15 protein-coding genes and 1 pseudogene are annotated in these 19459 nt (G+C 59.1%); 11 read left to right on the top strand and 5 right to left on the bottom strand.

Annotated elements, in window-relative coordinates:
- Positions 1-113 precede the first annotated feature (113 nt).
- Entirely contained in the window at positions 114-572 is a 459-nt protein-coding gene (locus tag GIV35_RS12520; protein ID WP_213153010.1) for a MerR family transcriptional regulator, read from the top strand.
- 342 nt (positions 573-914) lie between these two features.
- Here the strand turns inward: GIV35_RS12520 and GIV35_RS12525 are convergent, their stop codons facing one another.
- Entirely contained in the window at positions 915-1526 is a 612-nt protein-coding gene (locus tag GIV35_RS12525) for a DapH/DapD/GlmU-related protein (RefSeq protein ID WP_236265603.1), read from the bottom strand.
- Positions 1527-1604: 78 nt separating this feature from the next.
- Positions 1605-2942, bottom strand: coding sequence for a hypothetical protein (locus tag GIV35_RS12530; RefSeq protein WP_236265605.1), 1338 nt, complete (start codon positions 2940-2942; stop codon positions 1605-1607).
- A gap of 345 nt (positions 2943-3287) precedes the next feature.
- Here GIV35_RS12530 and GIV35_RS12535 point away from each other — a divergent pair, with 345 nt between their 5' ends.
- From GIV35_RS12535 to GIV35_RS12550, 4 genes and pseudogenes are all read left to right on the top strand, one after another.
- Positions 3288-3590 (top strand): type II toxin-antitoxin system RelE/ParE family toxin, encoded by a 303-nt coding sequence (locus tag GIV35_RS12535; RefSeq protein WP_032896084.1) that lies wholly within the window; start codon positions 3288-3290, stop codon positions 3588-3590.
- Position 3591: 1 nt separating this feature from the next.
- A complete protein-coding gene (locus tag GIV35_RS12540; protein WP_105227421.1) occupies positions 3592-3966 on the top strand; it encodes an addiction module antidote protein in 375 nt (124 codons plus the stop codon).
- A gap of 322 nt (positions 3967-4288) precedes the next feature.
- Positions 4289-4924, top strand: coding sequence for a lytic polysaccharide monooxygenase auxiliary activity family 9 protein (locus tag GIV35_RS12545; RefSeq protein ID WP_105227419.1), 636 nt, complete (start codon positions 4289-4291; stop codon positions 4922-4924).
- 40 nt (positions 4925-4964) lie between these two features.
- Positions 4965-5966 (top strand): annotated as a pseudogene (locus GIV35_RS12550) (chitinase); the annotation flags it as partial.
- A 196-nt stretch (positions 5967-6162) separates the two neighbouring features.
- Here GIV35_RS12550 and gudD read toward each other — a convergent pair.
- Both gudD and GIV35_RS12560 read right to left on the bottom strand, forming a co-directional pair.
- Positions 6163-7488 carry a glucarate dehydratase gene (gene gudD, locus GIV35_RS12555; RefSeq protein ID WP_236265611.1) on the bottom strand — a complete coding sequence of 442 codons (1326 nt, stop codon included), beginning with the start codon at positions 7486-7488 and terminating at the stop codon, positions 6163-6165.
- 19 nt (positions 7489-7507) lie between these two features.
- Positions 7508-8857, bottom strand: coding sequence for an MFS transporter (locus GIV35_RS12560; protein WP_236265613.1), 1350 nt, complete (start codon positions 8855-8857; stop codon positions 7508-7510).
- A 336-nt stretch (positions 8858-9193) separates the two neighbouring features.
- Here GIV35_RS12560 and GIV35_RS12565 point away from each other — a divergent pair, with 336 nt between their 5' ends.
- The 6 genes from GIV35_RS12565 to GIV35_RS12590 all read left to right on the top strand — a co-directional run bounded on the left by GIV35_RS12565 (position 9194) and on the right by GIV35_RS12590 (position 15628).
- Positions 9194-9907: a FadR/GntR family transcriptional regulator gene (locus GIV35_RS12565; protein WP_034126185.1), complete on the top strand. Its 714-nt coding sequence runs from the start codon at positions 9194-9196 to the stop codon at positions 9905-9907.
- 10 nt (positions 9908-9917) lie between these two features.
- Positions 9918-10613, top strand: coding sequence for a tRNA (adenine(22)-N(1))-methyltransferase (locus tag GIV35_RS12570; RefSeq protein WP_236265738.1), 696 nt, complete (start codon positions 9918-9920; stop codon positions 10611-10613).
- Between the two features lie 67 nt (positions 10614-10680).
- Positions 10681-11307: a glutathione S-transferase family protein gene (locus tag GIV35_RS12575; RefSeq protein ID WP_034126187.1), complete on the top strand. Its 627-nt coding sequence runs from the start codon at positions 10681-10683 to the stop codon at positions 11305-11307.
- A gap of 203 nt (positions 11308-11510) precedes the next feature.
- Positions 11511-13241 (top strand): OPT family oligopeptide transporter, encoded by a 1731-nt coding sequence (locus GIV35_RS12580; RefSeq protein WP_236265739.1) that lies wholly within the window; start codon positions 11511-11513, stop codon positions 13239-13241.
- A gap of 110 nt (positions 13242-13351) precedes the next feature.
- Positions 13352-14092 (top strand): BPL-N domain-containing protein, encoded by a 741-nt coding sequence (locus GIV35_RS12585; RefSeq protein WP_236265740.1) that lies wholly within the window; start codon positions 13352-13354, stop codon positions 14090-14092.
- A gap of 138 nt (positions 14093-14230) precedes the next feature.
- A complete protein-coding gene (locus GIV35_RS12590; RefSeq protein WP_236265741.1) occupies positions 14231-15628 on the top strand; it encodes an amino acid permease in 1398 nt (465 codons plus the stop codon).
- Between the two features lie 988 nt (positions 15629-16616).
- Here GIV35_RS12590 and GIV35_RS12595 read toward each other — a convergent pair.
- Positions 16617-19454, bottom strand: a complete 2838-nt coding sequence (locus GIV35_RS12595) for a TonB-dependent receptor (RefSeq protein ID WP_236265319.1) — start codon at positions 19452-19454, stop codon at positions 16617-16619.
- Positions 19455-19459 lie beyond the last annotated feature (5 nt).

Genomic DNA, 19459 nt, shown 5'->3' on the forward strand with positions numbered 1-19459 from the left:
GCGCAGCATGACCTGAATCGGTCGGTTCAGGTAGAGGGTAACGGGCGCCTTGGCCGCCCAATGACTTTAGGTTTAAAGTCAACTTCAAGGTCAATGGTTTTTATGGATGGGACATGAGAATAGGCGAGCTGGCAAAAATCAGCGGGTTGGCGGCCTCACGCATCCGCTTTTACGAGGCGAGCGGCCTGATCCAATCGGTTGTGCGTAAATCCAACGGCTATCGGGACTATGCGCCCGGCACCGAGGCGGTGTTGGAGATCATCACAGGCGCTCAGGCGGCAGGTTTTTCTCTGGAGGAAATCCGGCAGTTAATGCCCAGAAGTGCCGGTGGTTGGCAGCATGACGAGCTGCTCAGCGGGCTCAAGCACAAGGTCGAGGAAATCGAGGTCCTGCAACAACGCCTGGCTCACAACAAGGCTCAGTTGTTGAACGTCATCAAGGGCATCGAAGGTAGGCCCGAGGGCATGGCATGTGCCGAGAATGCGCAGATGCTGATTGATCGTCTGCGCGAGGATGGGGCGGCTCCAGCGTCTACCAAGAGAAAGAGCGCCCGCCAGGCTCCGAGGGCCTGACCGGCGCAAGGCGCTGTCGAGTCGTCGCGAAGTCGATCTTCGCTACTAAACGAAAGGGTGGCAGCTGTACGCAGGTTAGTAGACCGGGGAAACACACAAAGCCGGCGCGCCCGAGGGCGCCCTGCGCACAGCCACCATCAAGCACAGACAAGAACATCTGATCGATGAGGCTCATGCACTTTATGTTGTCACTCGGGATACTAAACCCGATCACTGAATTGTCAGCGACCGAGCCACCTTAGAGACGCCCATCCAAGCGCACAAGCCGGCGGATTCTGACGCAACTGTAGGCAACGGAGCAAGGTGGTGCAGCGCGCTGTAGGACATGTCTACAGGCTATCGCTACTCGTAGGCGAACTGGTCAATCAACCCCAAACGCGGAACACGACTGTTTGGCTCTAATATTGCGCCTGGAGCAATGACGGCATTCGCGCCGATTTTGCAGCCGTTGCCTACCAAGGCACCAAATTTGTTCACCCCTGTCTCGATCACATCGTCTGCGTAGCGGATCTTGATAGCCGCCCCATCCAGTTCGTTACGGTAATTGGCAATGATCGCCCCGGCTTCAATATTTACGCCTTCGCCTATCAACGAGTCGCCGACAAAATTGAAGTGCGCCAGCTTGCTCGCGGCAAGCATGAAGCTGCTTTTCAACTCGCAGCTTGGGCCCACGATGCAATTTTTGCCCAGATAAACGCCGCCACGCAGGTAGGCGCCTGCGGCTACGAATGAGCCTTCACCGATGATGATCGGCCCCTTCAGCACAGCGCCTTCTTCGACAGTGGCCGTTTCGTGGATGGCGCAGTTTCCGTGGCGGCGGTAGCCTGCGCCGAGGCGTGAAAGCAATCCCAGGACTTGGTTTTCGCAGTCCTGGGCTATCAACCAGGCGGCGCGAGTGCCGATGCCGAGTGAGGGCCATTGGGGAATGAATGTGCTGATCTCAGGGGGCTTCATAGGAAGTCCTTCGAAGTGGGTGTGGCGGATAGAATCGTTCGCTCATCTGGAACTCCAAGAGGTTCAGATAAGGTGAAATTACTCTATCGGCACCGGCATTGCCATTGGGCGTTCAACGATCACTAGCATTAACTGATAAATGAAATTCGACATCGTGTCATTCCAGATATCGTCATGTCCCGTCATCACCGATGCGTCAGTTCGAATGTTTGAAATCGGAAATCGATAGGGGATGAAGCCTTCGTCAATAGAACCTCGTGCCAAATATTTATCCCCTATTACACGTTCGCAGTCATAAGCTTTCTCGCAACGAGTAAGTAATAAAGGTGACACTCCGTCGGCTCCAGTACCTGGAATGCATAAGTCTTTTGGGGATTTATTGATGGCCTCCAGTGGAAGTGGGTCGAGCGTAGAGCTTGTGCAAGTTGCTGCCACTAACTGATGAGTGATGTAGGGCTCATAATGCCCTATCGCCGTAGTATTCAAAGCCCGGTAATATTTGTCCGGGTATGCTTGAAATAAGGTTCCTAAATTTCTGCCCCATGAGAAGGCATCCTTCGTAGCCCAATCAGCAGTGGTCGTGACGACCACCAAACTCGGTCTGAGAGGACTGTAGTATTCATAGGATCTTGCCAAGTCAAAGAGCGGTTTCATGCGCATAGCTTCGAAGGCAGGATTAACTAGAAGCGTTAAGTCGGCAACCGATGTCGCTTTCGAGCTTTCGCTCCCATAGGCGTCGCGGCGGATTTGGTCCCCAAGCGTCTGTGAGATGGAGGAATAAAGAATTGCTCCGCCAAAGCTGTGCCCAATCACGATTAAACGGGAGTCGGGGTTCATTTCGCGGATATTAGATAGCTTGCGTAGAAGCTCCGAAACCCCGCCGCCGTTTCCAACGTTATGCGCTGTAGCTTTTCTATCCCAGAATGTAAGTAAATAGCTGCTCCAGCCGACGAGCGGAGTTTGCTTGTCGATAGAGTCGCCGCGCCAAGCGACATAAATGCCCATTGTTTTATTCGGTGTGTTTTTTGTATTACCGAATCTGGTTACCAGGTTTTGAAAATTATCAATGTCACTGTCGTCGACTCTGGAGGAGTGATGCCACCCGTGGATATAAACAATAATGTTGCCCCCAGATCGCGCGACGTCTCGAGCTGTATTCACGCCTGAGTCCAACTGGCGCCGACTAAATGAATTACCAAACTCGTCAAATTCAACAAAGTAAATACAGTTTTGGTTTTTCTCGTCTGAGTCCGCACATTGCATGGTTTTTTGCGCGTCGAGTGTTTTGTGTGGGGTAATCCGGCCGTCTGGGCCAGGCGCAGGATCAGGCGTTACTCGATAGGGCCCTTGTGGCATACAGGCGGTACTAAGTGTCGCCATCAAAACGAGCATAGCCAGTCGTTGTACTGTGCTCATTTTCGAGTCCTTTTGTTAGATGGCGTTGTGCCTTTATGGACGATAGCTGACAGTCAGACGCTCTGCAATATCGGATGAGGGGGGCTGATTTAATTACCCTAGATAAAATCGCCGAGCAGTCATGAATGTGGTCACAACCACTCAGCGATCTTTCAAGTGGGTGGAAGATGTGGGAGGGTTGATGGCGCTACTCCAAGGCGACTCGGTGCCCGAGGACACAAGCGCTAATAGTATTGCCCGGCTGCCTGCGCGGAGGCTGGACTAGGATTTTTTCTTGCGGTGCACACCAACATTAAAAATTCACTGGCATCTACAAGGAGTAGCCAGTAGGCTACATGTGACTCTGTGATCAATACGATTGGCAGGACGCCCGAGTTCGATACATGGCTCGACGGTATGAGGGATGTGTGGGGAAAAACGGCTGTGCTGATCCGCCTGGATCGAGCCGAAGAAAACAATTTTGGCGATTGCCAGCCTGTAGGCGATGGCATGAGTGAAATGCGTGTGTTTGTCGGGCCTGGCTACAGGATTTACTTTGTGCGCACGGGCATCACCGCTTACCTGATGCTGTGGGGGAGCGATAAAACCGACCAGAAACGAGGAATCAAGCGGGCAAAAGAGATTCTCGATGCCCTGAGAGGTCAATGACATGAGTAAGTCGACATTCAAACCAGAGGACATGCCGATCCTCGAGCTGGATACATCCGGCACCAGCGCCTATGGAGCTTCACGTTTCCTTGATAGCCCGGAAACCATCAGTGCCTATCTTGCGCAAAGCATGGCGTGCCATGACCCGCAAGTCCTTATGAAGGCGCTGGCCGAGGTTGCCAAGGCCCAGGGAGTGAACAAGGTTGCCGAAGCGGCGGGGGTGAATCGGGAGAGCCTGTATAAAACCCTGAAAGGCGGCTCAAAGACGCGATATGAGACGGTCCAGAAGCTGATGTTGGCATTAGGGGTGGAACTGACGGTGCAACCGATTGCCGCGCCCACACTTAAAAAAACGGTCGTCATTGGCAAAGCGTGATGAACCAAAAACAGGACGGTTTATTTGATTGAAAATAGATACCTCCCTTTTTGTCGACAGAGCGCCCATCCGTTACGAACGGGATAAGCCATTTACGAGAGAAGGCGAGTTGATGTGCGCCTGGTCTTGTAGGAAATCGACCTCTGGCAGCGTAAGGTTTCCTTCACTGCACTGGTTATATATCCAGTATTTTCAGGGCGGCGCGCTCACGAAACGAAAATGAGTGAAAAATGGGCCTGTGGCAAAAAAAAGCAACTCCGTTAAGTTGAGGTCCTCTCCTTCAAGAAAGGAGAGTTCTTAATCAAGTGAATGGAGTCACAACATGAACAAACCACAAACCCAGACACCTCTTCGCCATGGTCGTGTCACATCCCCTTCCAGCCGTGGCGCAGTCGCCGTGGATCTTGGCCTGCTGGAGACCTGGCAGGTCAACGAAATGGAAGGCGGCAAGAACTTCCCGGCACTGACGGCCGGTCCGTTCCCGGCGCCTTATCAAACCGACAGTGACAGCGTCACCCCGCCAGCCGACGGCTTTATTCTCAGCGGTGGCAAGACCGATGCCCGTGACTGCATCAACTTCACCCACGAGGAAATGGCCAAGAAACTCGGCCGTGCTTTCACTTGGCCGTTGCTCAATGTCGAGCCGGGCCAGACCTTCAAGGTCACCTGGGCATACACCGCGCCGCACACCACCCGTGGCTATCGCTGGCTGATCACCAAGGATGGTTGGGACCCGAAACAGCGCATCACCCGCGCACAACTGGAAACCCAGCCGTTCGCTGAAGACTTCTATGCCCAAGTGCCGTACTACAGCCATGCAGGCGAACTGAAGGCCAAGGTCAATCATGAGGTGAAACTGCCGACCAACAAAAAGGGCCAGCATGTGATTGTGTTGATGTGGATCGTCGCCAACACCGGCAACGCCTTCTATCAAGCCTTCGATGTGGACTTCAAATAAGCCCGCACCGTTAAACCCATACGTTCTGAAGGATTAGAACATGTCAAAGATTGACTTTACCTCGCTGCAATCGCCGCTTAACGATGCCGCTTCGCTGATGCCGAGCATTGCCGGCAAAAAGATCCTCATGGGCTTCTGGCACAACTGGCCTGCCGGCCCGAGCGATGGCTACCAGCGTGGCCAATTCGCCAATATGAGCCTGGTGGATGTGCCAAAGGATTACAACGTGGTGGCCGTGGCCTTCATGAAGGGCAACGGTATCCCAACCTTCACCCCGTACAAGCTTTCCGACGCCGAGTTCCGTCGCCAGGTGGGTGTGCTGAACAGCCAGGGCAGGGCGGTGCTGATTTCCCTTGGCGGCGCCGATGCACACATCGAACTGCATAAAGGCAACGAACAGCCACTGGCCAGCGAAATTATCCGCCTGGTGGAAACCTATGGCTTTGATGGCCTGGATATCGATCTTGAACAGAGCGCGATTGATTTCGCCGACAACAAGACTGTCCTGCCTGCCGCCTTGAAACTGGTCAAGGACCACTACGCAGGTCAAGGCAAACACTTCATCATCAGCATGGCACCGGAGTTTCCGTACCTCACCACCGCCGGCAAATACGTCGGTTACATCCAGGCGCTGGAAGGCTATTACGACTTCATCGCCCCGCAGTATTACAACCAGGGGGGCGACGGCATCTGGGTGCAGGAGGTCAACAATGGCAACGGCGCCTGGATTGCCCAGAACAACGACGCAATGAAAGAGGACTTTCTGTTTTACCTGACCGAAAGTCTGGTGAGCGGAACGCGCGGGTTTACCAAGATCCCGGCCGACAAGTTCGTCATTGGCCTGCCCGCGAACGTCGATGCGGCTGCCACCGGTTATGTAGTCAACCCGACAGCCGTGACCAATACATTCAAGCGTTTGCACGACAAAGGATTGTCGATCAAGGGCCTGATGACCTGGTCGGTGAATTGGGACAACGGGATCAGCAAAGACCACGTGCCCTACAACTGGGAATTCAGCCGCCGTTATGGGCCGATGATCAATGGCACTGATCTCGCTGGCCTGGAGCAGGATGAGGCGGGACTGGAGATCGCCAATCGGCAGTAGTGCAAAGGGGCCTCTGGCAGACGTGCCAGAGGTCCAACAGCTACGCTTCTGATCTGACTAAAATCCGATGCCTGTTTGGGCATCGGATTTTTTGCGTCACGCTCAAATTGCGCTGAGCATTCCTAAAGCCGATTTACCGCACCAGACAAGGCCGCTTGTTATCAAAGCCCCAACCCGGGATCAGAAACTGCATCGCCACACTGTCATCCCGCGCTCCAAGGCCCATGCCTTTGTACAGCTCATGGGCCTGGGCCACGGCGTCCATATCAATGTCCACGCCCAGGCCAGGCTTGGCCGGCACCTTCACATAGCCCCCTTCAATCTTCAACGGTTCCCGCGTCAGGCGCTGGCCGTCCTGCCAGATCCAGTGGGTATCGATGGCGGTGATCTCGCCCGGTGCGGCCGCCGCCACCTGGGTAAACATCGCCAGGGAAATGTCGAAGTGGTTGTTGGAGTGCGAGCCCCAGGTCAGGCCCCACTCGTTGCACATCTGCGCGACGCGCACCGAGCCCTGCATGGTCCAGAAGTGCGGGTCGGCGAGGGGGATGTCCACTGATTGCAACTGGATGGCATGGCCCATTTCACGCCAGTCGGTAGCGATCATGTTGGTGGCGGTTTTCAGGCCCGTGGCGCGGCGGAATTCGGCCATGACTTCGCGGCCAGAGTAGCCGTTTTCTGCGCCGCAAGGGTCTTCGGCGTAGGCCAGCACATGATGCTGGTCGCGGCACAGGCGGATGGCTTCTTTCAACGACCATGCGCCGTTGGGGTCAAGGGTGATGCGCGCATCGGGAAAGCGTTCGGCCAGCGCGGTGACCGCTTCGATTTCCGCGTCGCCGCTCAATACGCCACCCTTGAGCTTAAAGTCGTTGAAACCATATTTGGCCTTGGCCGCTTCGGCCAGGCGCACTACCGCGTCGGCGGTCAGGGCTGTTTCATGACGCAGGCGGAACCACTCATCATCGGCGTCGGCCTCGTTGCGGTAGGCCAGGTCGGTGGCGTTGCGATCCCCCACATAGAACAGGTAGCCGAGCATCTTCACCGCATCGCGTTGCTGGCCTTCGCCAAGCAAGGCGGCCACCGGCACCTCAAGAAATTGGCCAAGCAAATCGAGCAGCGCGGCCTCCATGGCGGTGACGGCGTGGATGGTGATGCGCAGATCAAAGGTTTGCAGGCCGCGGCCCGCGCTGTCTCGGGACGCAAAGGTACTCCGCATCTGGTTGAGAACGCGCTGGTACTGGCCAATCGGCTGGCCGATCACCAGGCTGCGGGCGTCTTCCAGGGTTTGGCGAATGCGCTCGCCGCCGGGTACTTCGCCCACGCCGGTGTTGCCGCTGCTGTCCTTGAGAATGACGATATTGCGCGTGAAGTAGGGGCCGTGGGCGCCGCTGAGGTTCAGCAACATGCTGTCGTGGCCGGCGACGGGGATGACTTGGAAATGAGTAACGACAGGGGTATTCATGGCGCGTTCCTGGCTGAGTTCAAAGAGGTTTGCTGATGGCGGCGCCGCTGGGCACGGCCGGTACGGCAGAGGGTGAGGTCTTGGCAAAGAACACCAGGATGGCCGCGAGCACCGAGGTGCAGGCCAGGCCATACAGCCCGCCCTGGATCGAGCCGGTGGTTTGTTCGAGAAAGCCGAAGGTAGTCGGCGCCACAAAACCGCCCAGGTTGCCAATGGAGTTGATCAGCGCGATCACCGCGGCGGCGATGCGCACATCCAGGTAGCCCTGGGGGATCGGCCAGAACAGCGACGACGCAGACTTGAACCCGATGGCCGCAAAACAGATCGCCACGAAAGCGAAGATCGGCCCGCCGGTGGTGGACATGAACATGCCGGCCGCCGCGATCAGCAGGGCCGCCGCGACCCAGGCCTGCTGGAACTTGAACTTGCCCGACAGCGACGCGAAGGCGTACATGGCGATGATCGAGATCAGCCAGGGGATCGAGTTGAAGAAACCGACCTGCACGTCGCTCAGGTCACCCATCTTCTTGATGATGCTGGGCAGCCAGAAGGTGGCGGCGTAGATCGTCAATTGAATGCAGAAGTACAGGGCGCAGAACAGCAGGATCTGGCGGTCCTTGAGCAGCTTGCCGAGGGTGGGTTTCACCGTGGTCAGGGCTTCACGTTCGCGCTGTTCTTGGTCGATGGCGTCAACCAGGGCGTCTTGTTCTTCGCGGCTCATCCACTTGGCATCATGGGGTTTGGAGTCCAGCCAGAACCACACGAAGAAGCCCAGCGCCACCGAGGCCAGGCCCTCGATGCCGAACATCCATTGCCAGCCATGCAAACCAAAACCTTCGATCTGCAACAACGCACCCGACAACGGCCCGGAGATCAACGACGCCACCGCCGAGCCACTGAGGAAGATCGCGATGGCCTTGCCGCGTTCCACGCCGGGCAACCAGCGCGTGAAGTAATAGATCACGCCCGGGAAGAATCCTGCTTCCGCCACACCCAGCAGGAAACGCAGGATGTAGAAGTGGGTTTCGTTCTGGATAAACGCCATCAGCGTGGCGACGATGCCCCAGGTGAACATGATGCGGGTCAGCCAGATACGCGCGCCGACTTTTTGCAGCAGCAGGTTGGACGGCACTTCGAACAGCGCATAGCCAATGAAGAACAGCCCGGCACCGAAGCCGTAAGCCGCTGCGCCGATCCCCAGGTCATGCTCCATGTGCGTGCGCACGAAGCCGATATTGACCCGGTCGATGTAGTTGAGGATGAACATGACCACGAACAGTGGCAGCACATGGCGCTTCACTTTGCTCACGGCGCGGGCGAGCGCTGAATCACTTTCGGGTACGGCAGATGCTGGGCTTGAATGCTTCACGAATGAAAACTCCCCCTGATTATTTTTATGCGGGTTTGGTGTTTTGTTGACAGATATCATACAAGTTGTTTTTTAAAGGCCGCAATCCTGTGAGGGCTGTTTTTGTGCTTATAAGCCGGTATTGAGATTGGCTATTTTGGTTATTTGCCAGATTTTATTGGGTTTTGCCCCGCTGGTGATGGCTCGGGGTGTGCGCTTCTCTCAAAGCGAAGACAGGGTCGGGTGAGGTGGGATGAGTGTGTTGTCATACAAGTTGAGTGTTTTTCGCCGCCACCCGTCGCCCCGTGCGTTCAGGGTGATAAGCTCCCCCCAGCCCAACCCCGTGGACCCGTCTCGATGCCGATTAAAAGCACACCGCCTGTGCGCAAACGTTCCGCCAACCTGGCCCAGGGTGTGGTCGAGGCACTGACCCAGCGCATCCAGTTGGGGCAACTCAAGCCGGGTGAAAAACTGCCGTCCGAATCCACCATCGTGCTTGAGCATGGGGTGAGCCGCACCGTGGTGCGTGAAGCCTTGTCCAAATTGCAGGCGTCGGGGCTGGTGGAGACGCGTCACGGCATCGGCACCTTTGTGCTGGAGCAGCACACGCAGCCGGGGCTGCGCTTGCATGTGGACACGGTCGCCAGCGTGCGCAACATGCTCGAATTACGCCTGGGCCTGGAAGTGCAAGCGGTGGCCCTGGCCGCACTGCGCAGAAGTGACGCGCAATTGGCCCACATGCGCCAGGCACTGGACGACTACCAAGCCTCCCTGGCCAACAACGACAGCTGTGTGGAGGAGGACAAGCGCTTTCACCAACTGATCGCCGAAGCCACCGGCAATACGTTTTTCACCGACATCATGCAGCACCTGGGCACGGCGATGATTCCGCGCACCCAGGTGAATGCCGTCGAGCGCGGCGGCGCGGACTTTGCCCAACTGGGGCAGTTGGCGAACCTGGAACACGAGGCCATCTACAACGCTATCAAGCGCCAGGACCCGGACGCCGCACGGGCGGCCATGGTGCTGCACTTGACCAACAGCCGGGATCGATTTTCCGGGCACTCTTAAGGAATCACCGTTGAACGAACACACCTTGTCCCAGCGCCTGGAGCGCGTAGCCGCGTACATACCGGCGGGTGCCCGCCTGGCCGATATCGGCTCGGACCACGCCTATCTGCCGGTGGCCCTGATACACCGCGGCGCTATTGCGGCGGCCGTGGCGGGGGAAGTGGCCGCTACACCGTTTCACGCGGCCAACCGTACTGTGGCCGACAACGGCCTGGCTCAGCACATCACCGTGCGCCGGGCCGATGGCTTGGCGGCGATTCAATCGGGCGATGACATTACCGCCATCAGCCTGTGCGGCATGGGCGGCGAGACGATCCGCGACATTCTCGACAGCGGCAAGGCGCACCTCAATGGGCGGGAGCGCCTGATCCTGCAACCCAACGGCGGCGAGCAACCCCTGCGCCAATGGTTGATGGGCAACGGCTACCAGATCCTGCACGAGGAGTTGCTACTGGAAAACCGCTTCTACTACGAAATCATCGTTGCTGAACGTGTTGGAGCGGTGACCTACACCGAAGAGCAACTGTACTTTGGCCCGCTGCAAATGCAGGCCCGCAGCCCGGCGTTTGTGGCGAAGTGGCAACGGATGTTGCGCCAGAAGCGCAAGACATTGACCAGCCTCGAACAGGCGCGGCAGGCGGTGCCCGAGCAGAAAGTGCAGGAAATCATGCAGCAGGTGAAGTGGATCGATCAATTGCTCGCCTGAGCCACATTCGCGGCACTTCACCGCTACGCTGTAGTCTTCTCTTAAATCCCCCCAAGGTGTTGCCTCGATGATCACTGTTCACCACCTCAACAACTCCCGCTCGCAACGTATCCTGTGGGCGCTTGAAGAACTGGGCCTGCCCTACGACATCAAGCGCTACCAGCGCGACGCCAAGACCAACCTGGCGCCGCCTGAACTCAAGGCCATTCACCCGCTGGGCAAATCCCCGGTGATCGAAGACGGTTCTCGTGTGCTGATCGAGTCCGCCGCGATCATCGACTACCTCATCCGCCGCCACGGCAACGGCCAACTGCAACCCGACCCGGCTACCGACGCCTATGACAGCTATGTGCAATGGCTGCACTTCGCCGAAGGCTCGGCCATGCTGCCGCTGATGCTCAACCTCTACGTCGGACGCCTGGGTGAAGCAGGCGCACCGCTGCATCCGCGGATCGAATCGGAGCTGGCCAATTACCTGGGCTACCTGAATGACGTGCTGGGCCACACGCCGTACCTGGTGGGCGACGCACTCAGCGGCGCGGATATTCAGATGAGCTTTATCGGCGAAGTCGCCCAGGCCCAGGGCAAATTGCAGGCCTACCCGAACTTGGCCGCGTGGCTGCAAAAGCTCCAGGCGCGCCCGGCTTACCGCAAGGCGGTGGAGCGGGGCGGGGAATACGCGTTTGCCAAATAGCGGGCCCACCGACACCGCCTCCTGTAGGAGCGAGCTTGCTCGCGAAAAACGTAAACGATAACGCGTGTTTCCTGGATGAACGCGGCGCCTTTGGGTTTTTCGCGAGCAAGCTCGCTCCTACAGAACCCGTTTCGGCAGGTGAACCTTCGAGTCTCCCAGCGCTCACTTAAAGGTGGCACTGGCTTTTCTCGAAAGGAATCTGCATGCACTCCACCTCGTCAATCGCGCCCGTAGAGCGCGAACTGAGCCTGCGGGCAGTCATCACCGGGATCGTGCTGGGCATCCTGCTGACCCCTTCCAATGTCTATGCAGGCTTGAAGATCGGCTGGTCGTTCAATATGTCGATCATCGCCTTGCTGATCGGTTATGGCATCTGGCAAGGCCTGGCCCGGCGTTCCGCTGAACACCTGCCGTGGACCCTGCACGAGAGCAATATCAACCAGACCGTGGCCTCTGCCGCGGCGTCGATCATTTCCGGCGGGCTGGTCGCGCCCATCCCGGCGTATACCTTGCTCACCGGAAACCAACTGGCAGCGCTGCCGATGATCGCCTGGGTGTTTTCGGTGAGTTTCCTGGGGATCTGGATCGCATGGTACCTGCGGCCTTCATTGCTCAATGACAAGGCGCTGAAGTTTCCCGAAGGCATGGCCACCCTGGAGACCCTGCTGCACATCTACAACCATGGCCGCGAAGCCGCCACGCGTTTAAAAGTGCTGCTCGGCGCGGCGCTGTTGTCCGGGCTGGTCAAGTGGGTGGATACCTTTATGTGGGCCTTCCCGCGCTGGTCTCCGAACGCCCAGTTGGAGCGCCTGACCTTCACCGCCGACCCCTCTCTGCTGTTGCTGGGGTTCGGCGGCATCATCGGCATTCGCGTGGGCCTGACCCTGTTGCTCGGCGCCTTGCTGGCATGGGGCGGGCTGGGGCCGTGGCTGTTGGCCAACGACCTGGTGAGCCTGCCCGCCGACAGCAGCGGCCCGCAGTTTGCCGCGCTGGTGGAATGGCTGCTGTGGCCCGGGGTGAGCCTGATGGTGTGTTCCACCCTGGCGTCCCTGGCGATTCGCCTGTGGGCGTTGCATCGCTCAACCCGAGCGACTGGCGGCACGCCCTGGGCGATTCCAAAACCTGGGCCTGCCGTGGGGTTCGCGCTGGCGATCGTGTTGGTGGTGAGCCTGCAAGCGCTGTTGTTCGGTATCAACCTTGGGATGGCGCTGCTGACCATTCCCCTGGCGATCTGCCTGGCCGCCGTGGCGGCGCGGGTGGTGGGGGCAACGGGTATTCCGCCGATTGGCGCCATCGGGCAATTATCTCAGCTGAGTTTTGGCATCGTTGCGCCGGGCCAGGTGCCGATCAACCTGATGAGCGCCAACACCGCCGGCGGTTCGGCGGGGCAGTGCACAGACCTGATGAATGACTTCAAGGTGGGCAAAGCGATTGGCGCGACGCCGCACAAGCAAGTGATCGCTCAGATCCTCGGGATTTTTGTCGGCAGCATCGTCGGCGTATTCGCTTACCTGGCGTTGATCCCAGACCCGCAAACCATGCTGCTCACCGAACAGTGGCCAGCCCCGGCCGTCGCCACTTGGAAAGCCGTGGCCCAAACCCTGACCCACGGGCTGGATTCGTTGTCACCCAGCATCCGCTGGGCCATTGCTGTTGCAAGCCTGTGCGGCGTACTGCTGGGCATACTCGATAGCACGCTGCCCGCCCATCGCGCCCGCTATCTGCCCAGTGCGGCAGCCTTGGGACTGGCGTTTGTCTTGCCTGCGTCGGTGTCGCTGATGATGGCCCTTGGCGCGATCATGACCTGGGCCGTGAGCTGTCGCTTGCCGAGCGTGACGCAGCGCTTTGCGATCACGGCAGCGGCGGGGATGATCGCCGGTGAGAGCATTACCGGCGTAGGCGCGTCGTTATGGCAGATGCTGGGAAGTGGATAAATGGCCCTCGTGGATTTACAACTCTTCACGAATTCAAAAGGCTCATCGTTATAGGCTTGGCGCTGTCACGTCCGGATCAAACCCATTCAACTGACCGTTGAGCCTAACCCATGAAACTGCCTGCCCTCGCTGCCACGTTTCTCGCCGTTGCTACGCTGCATCCTTTACCCGTACACAGCGCAGGCCCCATCACCCATGTCGCCATCTACCGAGGCCCGGCGGGTTGCCCGGATTGCTCGGAAAACGTGAAAACCGCCCTGCAGCGCCTTAACCCCAATTACCAGATCGACTTCGTCGGTGCCAACGAACCCATCGACATCACCCCGCAAACCCTGGCGCGCTACGATCTATACGTGCAACCCGGCGGTGGCCAGGACATCCCGGCCGCCCTCGACAGCCTGGGCGATGCGCGTGCAGAAGCCATCCGCGATTACGTCGCCAAAGGCGGCCGCTACCTGGGCCTGTGCATGGGCGCCTACCTGGCCGACGACAACAACCTCGGCCTGATCCCCCAGGCGCTTGATACCGAAGCTGGCCGTCCCGGTTTTGAAGTGTCCGGCATTGAAGACGCCGCCGTGCGGGTGACGTGGGACGGGCAGCCCGACTCTGTGTTCTATCAGGATGGCCCTTACTTCCCCAAAGCCAGCGCCGCTGCGCCTTACAAGGTCATCGCGACCTACCACAATGGCGACGTGGCGGCGGCGCGTTACACCTACGAACGTGGCGTGGTGGTGCTGAGCGGGCCGCATCCGGAAGCTGGGCGGGAATGGTTTGAAAATGCCGATATCGAGCTGAGCAAGATGCCGCGTGGCGAGCTGTTCGGGTCGTTGATACGCAGCGCGCAAGAGTAGAGCACGCCGCGCGTTGCCTCACGGTGCCACTATTCCCCATGTCGATATCAGGCACGATGGTGGCGTAACCAGGCTACTTGTGCCTGGCCTCGGGCACTTAAGGTGAGGGTCATTGGCCGCCCGAGAACAACAAAAACAATGACTAGCCTCAACTGCAACGATTCCAACGGTCAGCTGGCGCAGGGCTTCAAGCCGCGCCATGTGACCATGTTGTCCATCGCTGGCATCATCGGCGCGGGGTTGTTTGTCGGCTCCGGGCATGCGATCGCCGCCGCCGGGCCAGCGGTGTTGCTGGCTTACCTGTTTTCCGGCCTGTTGGTGGTGCTGGTCATGCGCATGCTGGGGGAAATGGCGGTGGCGCGCCCGGACACCGGCTCGTTTTCCACCTACGCCGACCAGGCCATCGGCCCCTGGGCGGGGTTCACCATCGGCTGGTTGTATTGGTGGTTCTGGGTGTTGGTCATTCCTATCGAAGCGTTGGCCGCCGGGCATGTGCTCAACCAGTGGTTCCCTCAGGTTGATGCGTGGCTGTTTGCGTTGATCTCAATCGTTCTGCTGGTGATCACCAATCTGTTCAGCGTGGCCAAATACGGCGAATTCGAATTCTGGTTCGCCATGGCCAAGGTGATTGCCATCGTCGGCTTTATCGGCCTGGGCTTCAGCGTCCTCATGGGCTGGATCCCAGATCGCGAAGCCAGCGGCTTGAGCCGCTTGATGGAGGAACACGGCGGGTTTGCTCCCAACGGCCTGTCGGCGGTGGTGGGCGCGTTCATTACCATCATGTTCAGTTTCATCGGCACCGAAGCGGTGACCATCGCCGCGGCGGAATCGAGCAACCCGGCGCAGAACATCGCCAAGGCCACCCGCTCGGTGATCTGGCGTATTGGCGTGTTCTACCTGCTGTCGATCTCCGTCGTGATTTCCGTGGTGCCCTGGAACGATCCGCTGTTGGCCTCCGTGGGTTCCTATCAGCGCGCACTGGAAATTATGAACATCCCCAACGCCAAGTTCATGGTCGATGTGGTGGTGTTGATCGCAGTAGCCAGTTGCATGAACTCCTCGATCTACATTTCTTCGCGCATGCTGTTTTCCCTGGGCAAACGCGGCGATGCGCCGCCGGCGCTTAAAATCACCTCGAAGGCGGGCGTGCCCAGGGCGGCGGTGATCGCCAGCACCATCATCGGTGCGGGCGTTACGTTGCTGAGCTACTTCATGCCGGCCGGTCTGTTCCAGTTCCTGCTCGCCAGCTCCGGCGCCATCGCGTTGTTGGTGTACCTGGTGATCGCTATCTCGCAACTGCGTATGCGTCGCTTGCTGCTTCGGCAGAACGTCGAACTGACCTTTCGCATGTGGCTGTTTCCGTGGCTGACTTACCTGGTGATCGTATTCATCTGCCTGGCCCTGGGGGTGATGATGGTGACGCCGGAACACCGCACCGAAGTGTCCTCGACTATTGGCCTGGCGTTGGTGATTTCCTTTATCGGCCTGGTTACGTCGCGTCAGCACAACCGGGCAATTAAGCCGGTCGTGGTGTAACAAGCCTGACATAGCCAATTCTTTGTGGGCGGTGTTGTTGTCGGGAGTTGTGCTTGGCGCGATGGCCCTGCCAACCGTTTTGAACCCAGCACTGCCGAACCCCTGTGGGAGCTGTCGAGCTTTAGCGAGGCTGCGAAAGCGGTGGTTCAGGCGATGAGGATGTTGCCTGTGCCGCCGCCATCGCAGCCTCGCCGGGGCTCGACAGCTCCCACAGTTGGGCGGTGTTGTTGTCGGGGGCGATGGTCCTGCCAACCGGTTTGAACCCAGCACTGCCGAACCCCTGTGGGAGCTGTCGAGCTTTAGCGAGGCTGCGAAAGCGGTGGTTCAGGCGATTAGGATGTTGCCTGTGCCGCTGCAATCGCAGCCTCGCCGGGGCTCGACAGCTCCCACAGTTGGGCGGTGTTGTTGTCGGGGGCGATGGCCCTGCCAACCGGTTTGAACCCAGCACTGCCGAACCCCTGTGGGAGCTGTCGAGCTTTAGCGAGGCTGCGAAAGCGGTGGTTCAGTCGATGAGGATGTTGCCTGTACCGCCGCCATCGCAGCCTCGCCCGGGCTCGACAGCTCCCACATTTGGGCGGTGTTGTTGTCGGGGGTTGTGCTTGGCGCGATGGTCCTGCCAACCGGTTTGAACCCAGCACTGCCGAACCCCTGTGGGAGCTGTCGAGCTTTAGCGAGGCTGCGAAAGCGGTGGTTCAGGCGATGAGGATGTTACCTGTGCCGCTGCCATCGCAGCCTCGCCGGGGCTCGACAGCTCCCACAGTTGGGCGGTGTTGTTGTCGGGGGTTGTGCTTGGCGCGATGGCGCTGCCAACCGTTTTGAACCCAGCACTGCCGAACCCCTGTGGGAGCTGTCGAGCTTTAGCGAGGCTGCGAAAGCGGTGGTTCAGTCGATGAGGATGTTGCCTGTGCCGCCGCCATCGCAGCCTCGCCGGGGCTCGACAGCTCCCACAGTTGGAATGTGTGCCTTTCGAGAGTTGTGCCTGCCCCTGTCAGAACTTCGTTTGTAGACCCACCCTGAGTGTTCGGCCCGGTGCCGGCATAAAGCTTTGCGCCAAGGGGTCCAGGTAGTAGCGGTCGGTGAGGTTTTGCAGCGAGACATTCAGTTGGGTGTGGTCCTGCAATTTGTAGTTGAGGAACAGATCCACCAGCGTCACTTCGCGATAGACCAATTGCGGCGTGGTGGCGCCTGTCTGCCAAGGTTTATCGGCGGTCACCGTGGGGCCGGAGGTGTAGGTGATGCGCGTGCCGACCGTCAGCGACTGGTCGAAAAAGCGCAGGCCGGTGATCAGGTTTGCGGCAAAGCGTGGCGGGTTCTGTGTATTGGTGTAGGAGCCCATGAAACTGCCGGGCGTGCAGTTGGGCGTCTGGCTGGTGTCGCGATAGCGGTTACTGCTGGCACGCAGGCGAGCGGCGAACGCCGAGTCGCAGGTTTGGGTCTTGAGGTAGTAGGTGGATGACAGGTCGGCAAACACACGGCCGGCATCGTAATGGGACTGCAACTCCAGGCCGCTGGTCTTGAAACTGTCGGTGTTGCTGAATTGCATCAGGCCCATCAGGCCTGGGCTGGGGTCGTAGTAACGGGTGATGTAGTTTTTGATGGTGTTGTTGAAGTACGCCAGTTTGATCGCCGCCTCATCGTCAGCCACAAACAGGCCTTTTTGGAGGGTGCTGGCGCCGATTTCCCAGTTACTCGAACGCTCGGGCTTCAAGCCTTTGCCGGGTAAAGTTTGTAATACGCCCTGGCTGGTCTCGAACAGCGACGGCATCCGCAGGCCCTGAGTGTAAGAGGCGTAGACGAAGGTGTCGGGCGCCACCTCCAGGTTGATGCCGAAGGCAGGCGCAAACGCACCGCCGCTGTTGCGGTTTTTTCCGGAGTAGTCATAACCGCTGACCACTTCGCCCACCTGGGGCTCATACACCGTGGTATCGGTGGCCCCGAAATCGTTATAGCGCGGGCCTTCAAATGGGTAGTTGGTGTTACTGAAAACGATGCCGTTGTTCAGGCGCGGGTCGGTAGCGTCGGTGTAGTCCCCGTTCAGGTCGGGGAACCAGAGCATGTTGCCGTAGGCCCCGGCCTTCGTGGCTGACACGTAGCGCAACGGGCGCTCTTCCCGGCGCGCCGTTGAAAGCGGCACGTGGTCTTGTGTGCGGTAATAGGTATAGCGGCCACCGCCCCATAGTGTCAGGCGGTCCACGGGTTGGTATTCGAGCTTGCCGTTGAGGTTGAATTCCTGGCGTGAACCATCGCGCAAACTGCGGTTGGCGTTGATGTCATGCTGGGTGGTGACCACGCCTTTTTGCGGGCGCAGCTCTTCGATCTGGAAGCCACCGCCCAGGTCCAGCTTGAGGTCACCATAGTCGCTGGTGAACCGCGAGGTATTGGCCAGGTCGCCGCCAATGCGACGGTTGGCCTGGCGGCTCCAGTTGCGGTCCGAACGGTAGGCTTGGGAAGCGGGCGCGAGCACTGAAGTCAGTTGGCTGGTTTGCGCATCGGTCATCCACAGGCTGGTGGTAAGGTCCACCAGCGGGTTATTGGTGGGCAGGTAATGGTAGCGCGCGGTATAGGTGTCGATCTGGGTATGGCCCAGCGGGTACTGGTAGATGCCGCCGGTGCCGAACCGAAAAATGTCCGACGGCATGATCTCGCCGATGTGCCCGTTGTAGCGCTGGTAACCCAGGTCAAAGGTGTGTTCGTCGGTGGGGCGGAGGGTGGTCTTGAGCAACCAGGATTCGGTCTCAGCCGACGAATTGAGTACTTCTTCGCCGGCGTTATAAGTGCTGGCCACCGTGCTTTCTTCGTCGCCATAGCGGTCGTAGGTACGGTAGCGATCCTGGCCCTTCTTGCCCGCAAAATAGTTGCCTTGATTGCGGTGAGCGTAGGCTGCGACTACATCGAACAGGTCATGGGTGTAGGCAAACGCGGCGCTGCCGGATTCGGCTTGGGAGCCGAACAACCCGCCACGGTTTCGGTGCGGTTCGGCGTACAGGCTGCCCTCTGATGAGTGACCGTCGCGGTAGGCGGGCGCAACGCCGTTGTTCCACGTCTCGCCCTTGAGGCGCAGGCCGATGTTTTGCCCATCGCGCAGAATGTCTTCAACTCCCAGGGTACGCATTTTAACCGTGCCGCCGATGGCGCTGGAGTCAACGCTGGGGCCCTTGTCGATGGTCACGTCGCTGATCAAATCCGGGTCGATGTAACTGCGCTGCTGGGTGCCGGCGTAGCCGCGATACACATCCAGTGCTTGCTGCGCGCCATCCACCGTAACCGCCACGCGGCTCTGGCCCTGGATGCCGCGGATGTTTACATCCAGGCCGCCGCCGTTGCGGCTGTCACCCACCTGTACGCCGGGCTGGCCTTTGAGCAGGTCGCCGGCGGAGATCACGCCAAAGCGCTGCATGTCCTCGCCGGAGATATACACGGAGGAACGCGGCGCCGCATACACCTGCTGTTTTTGCGGGTCTTCGCCGATGACTTTCTGCGTGGGCAGCGCAAGGGCCGTGCCGCCCTGGTACAGCTCGTAGCTGCCATCGGCCAGGCGCTGATAAACCAAGCGCGTGCCTTCAAGCAGCTTTGTCAACGCGGCTTCGGTGGTGAAGTCGCCGGTCAGGCCCTGGCTGTTCTTGCCGGCAGTCAGCGTGGCACGCCCCGCCATGCTGATGCCCGCCTGCACGCCAAAGCGCGAGAGCACCTGATCCAGCGTGCCGGCGTCGATGTTGAAGTGCTGGCGCTCATCGGCAGCCAACACCGCCGCGCCGCACAGCGGTTGCAAGGCAAGAAACAGCAGGCCGACGGTGCGGCTGCGCAGAACATGGAGGGGGGAGGTCATGCAGG

The organism is Pseudomonas sp. PA-1-6B, from assembly GCF_021609545.1.
In the GTDB taxonomy this organism is placed as follows: Bacteria; Pseudomonadota; Gammaproteobacteria; order Pseudomonadales; family Pseudomonadaceae; genus Aquipseudomonas; species Aquipseudomonas fluorescens_BV.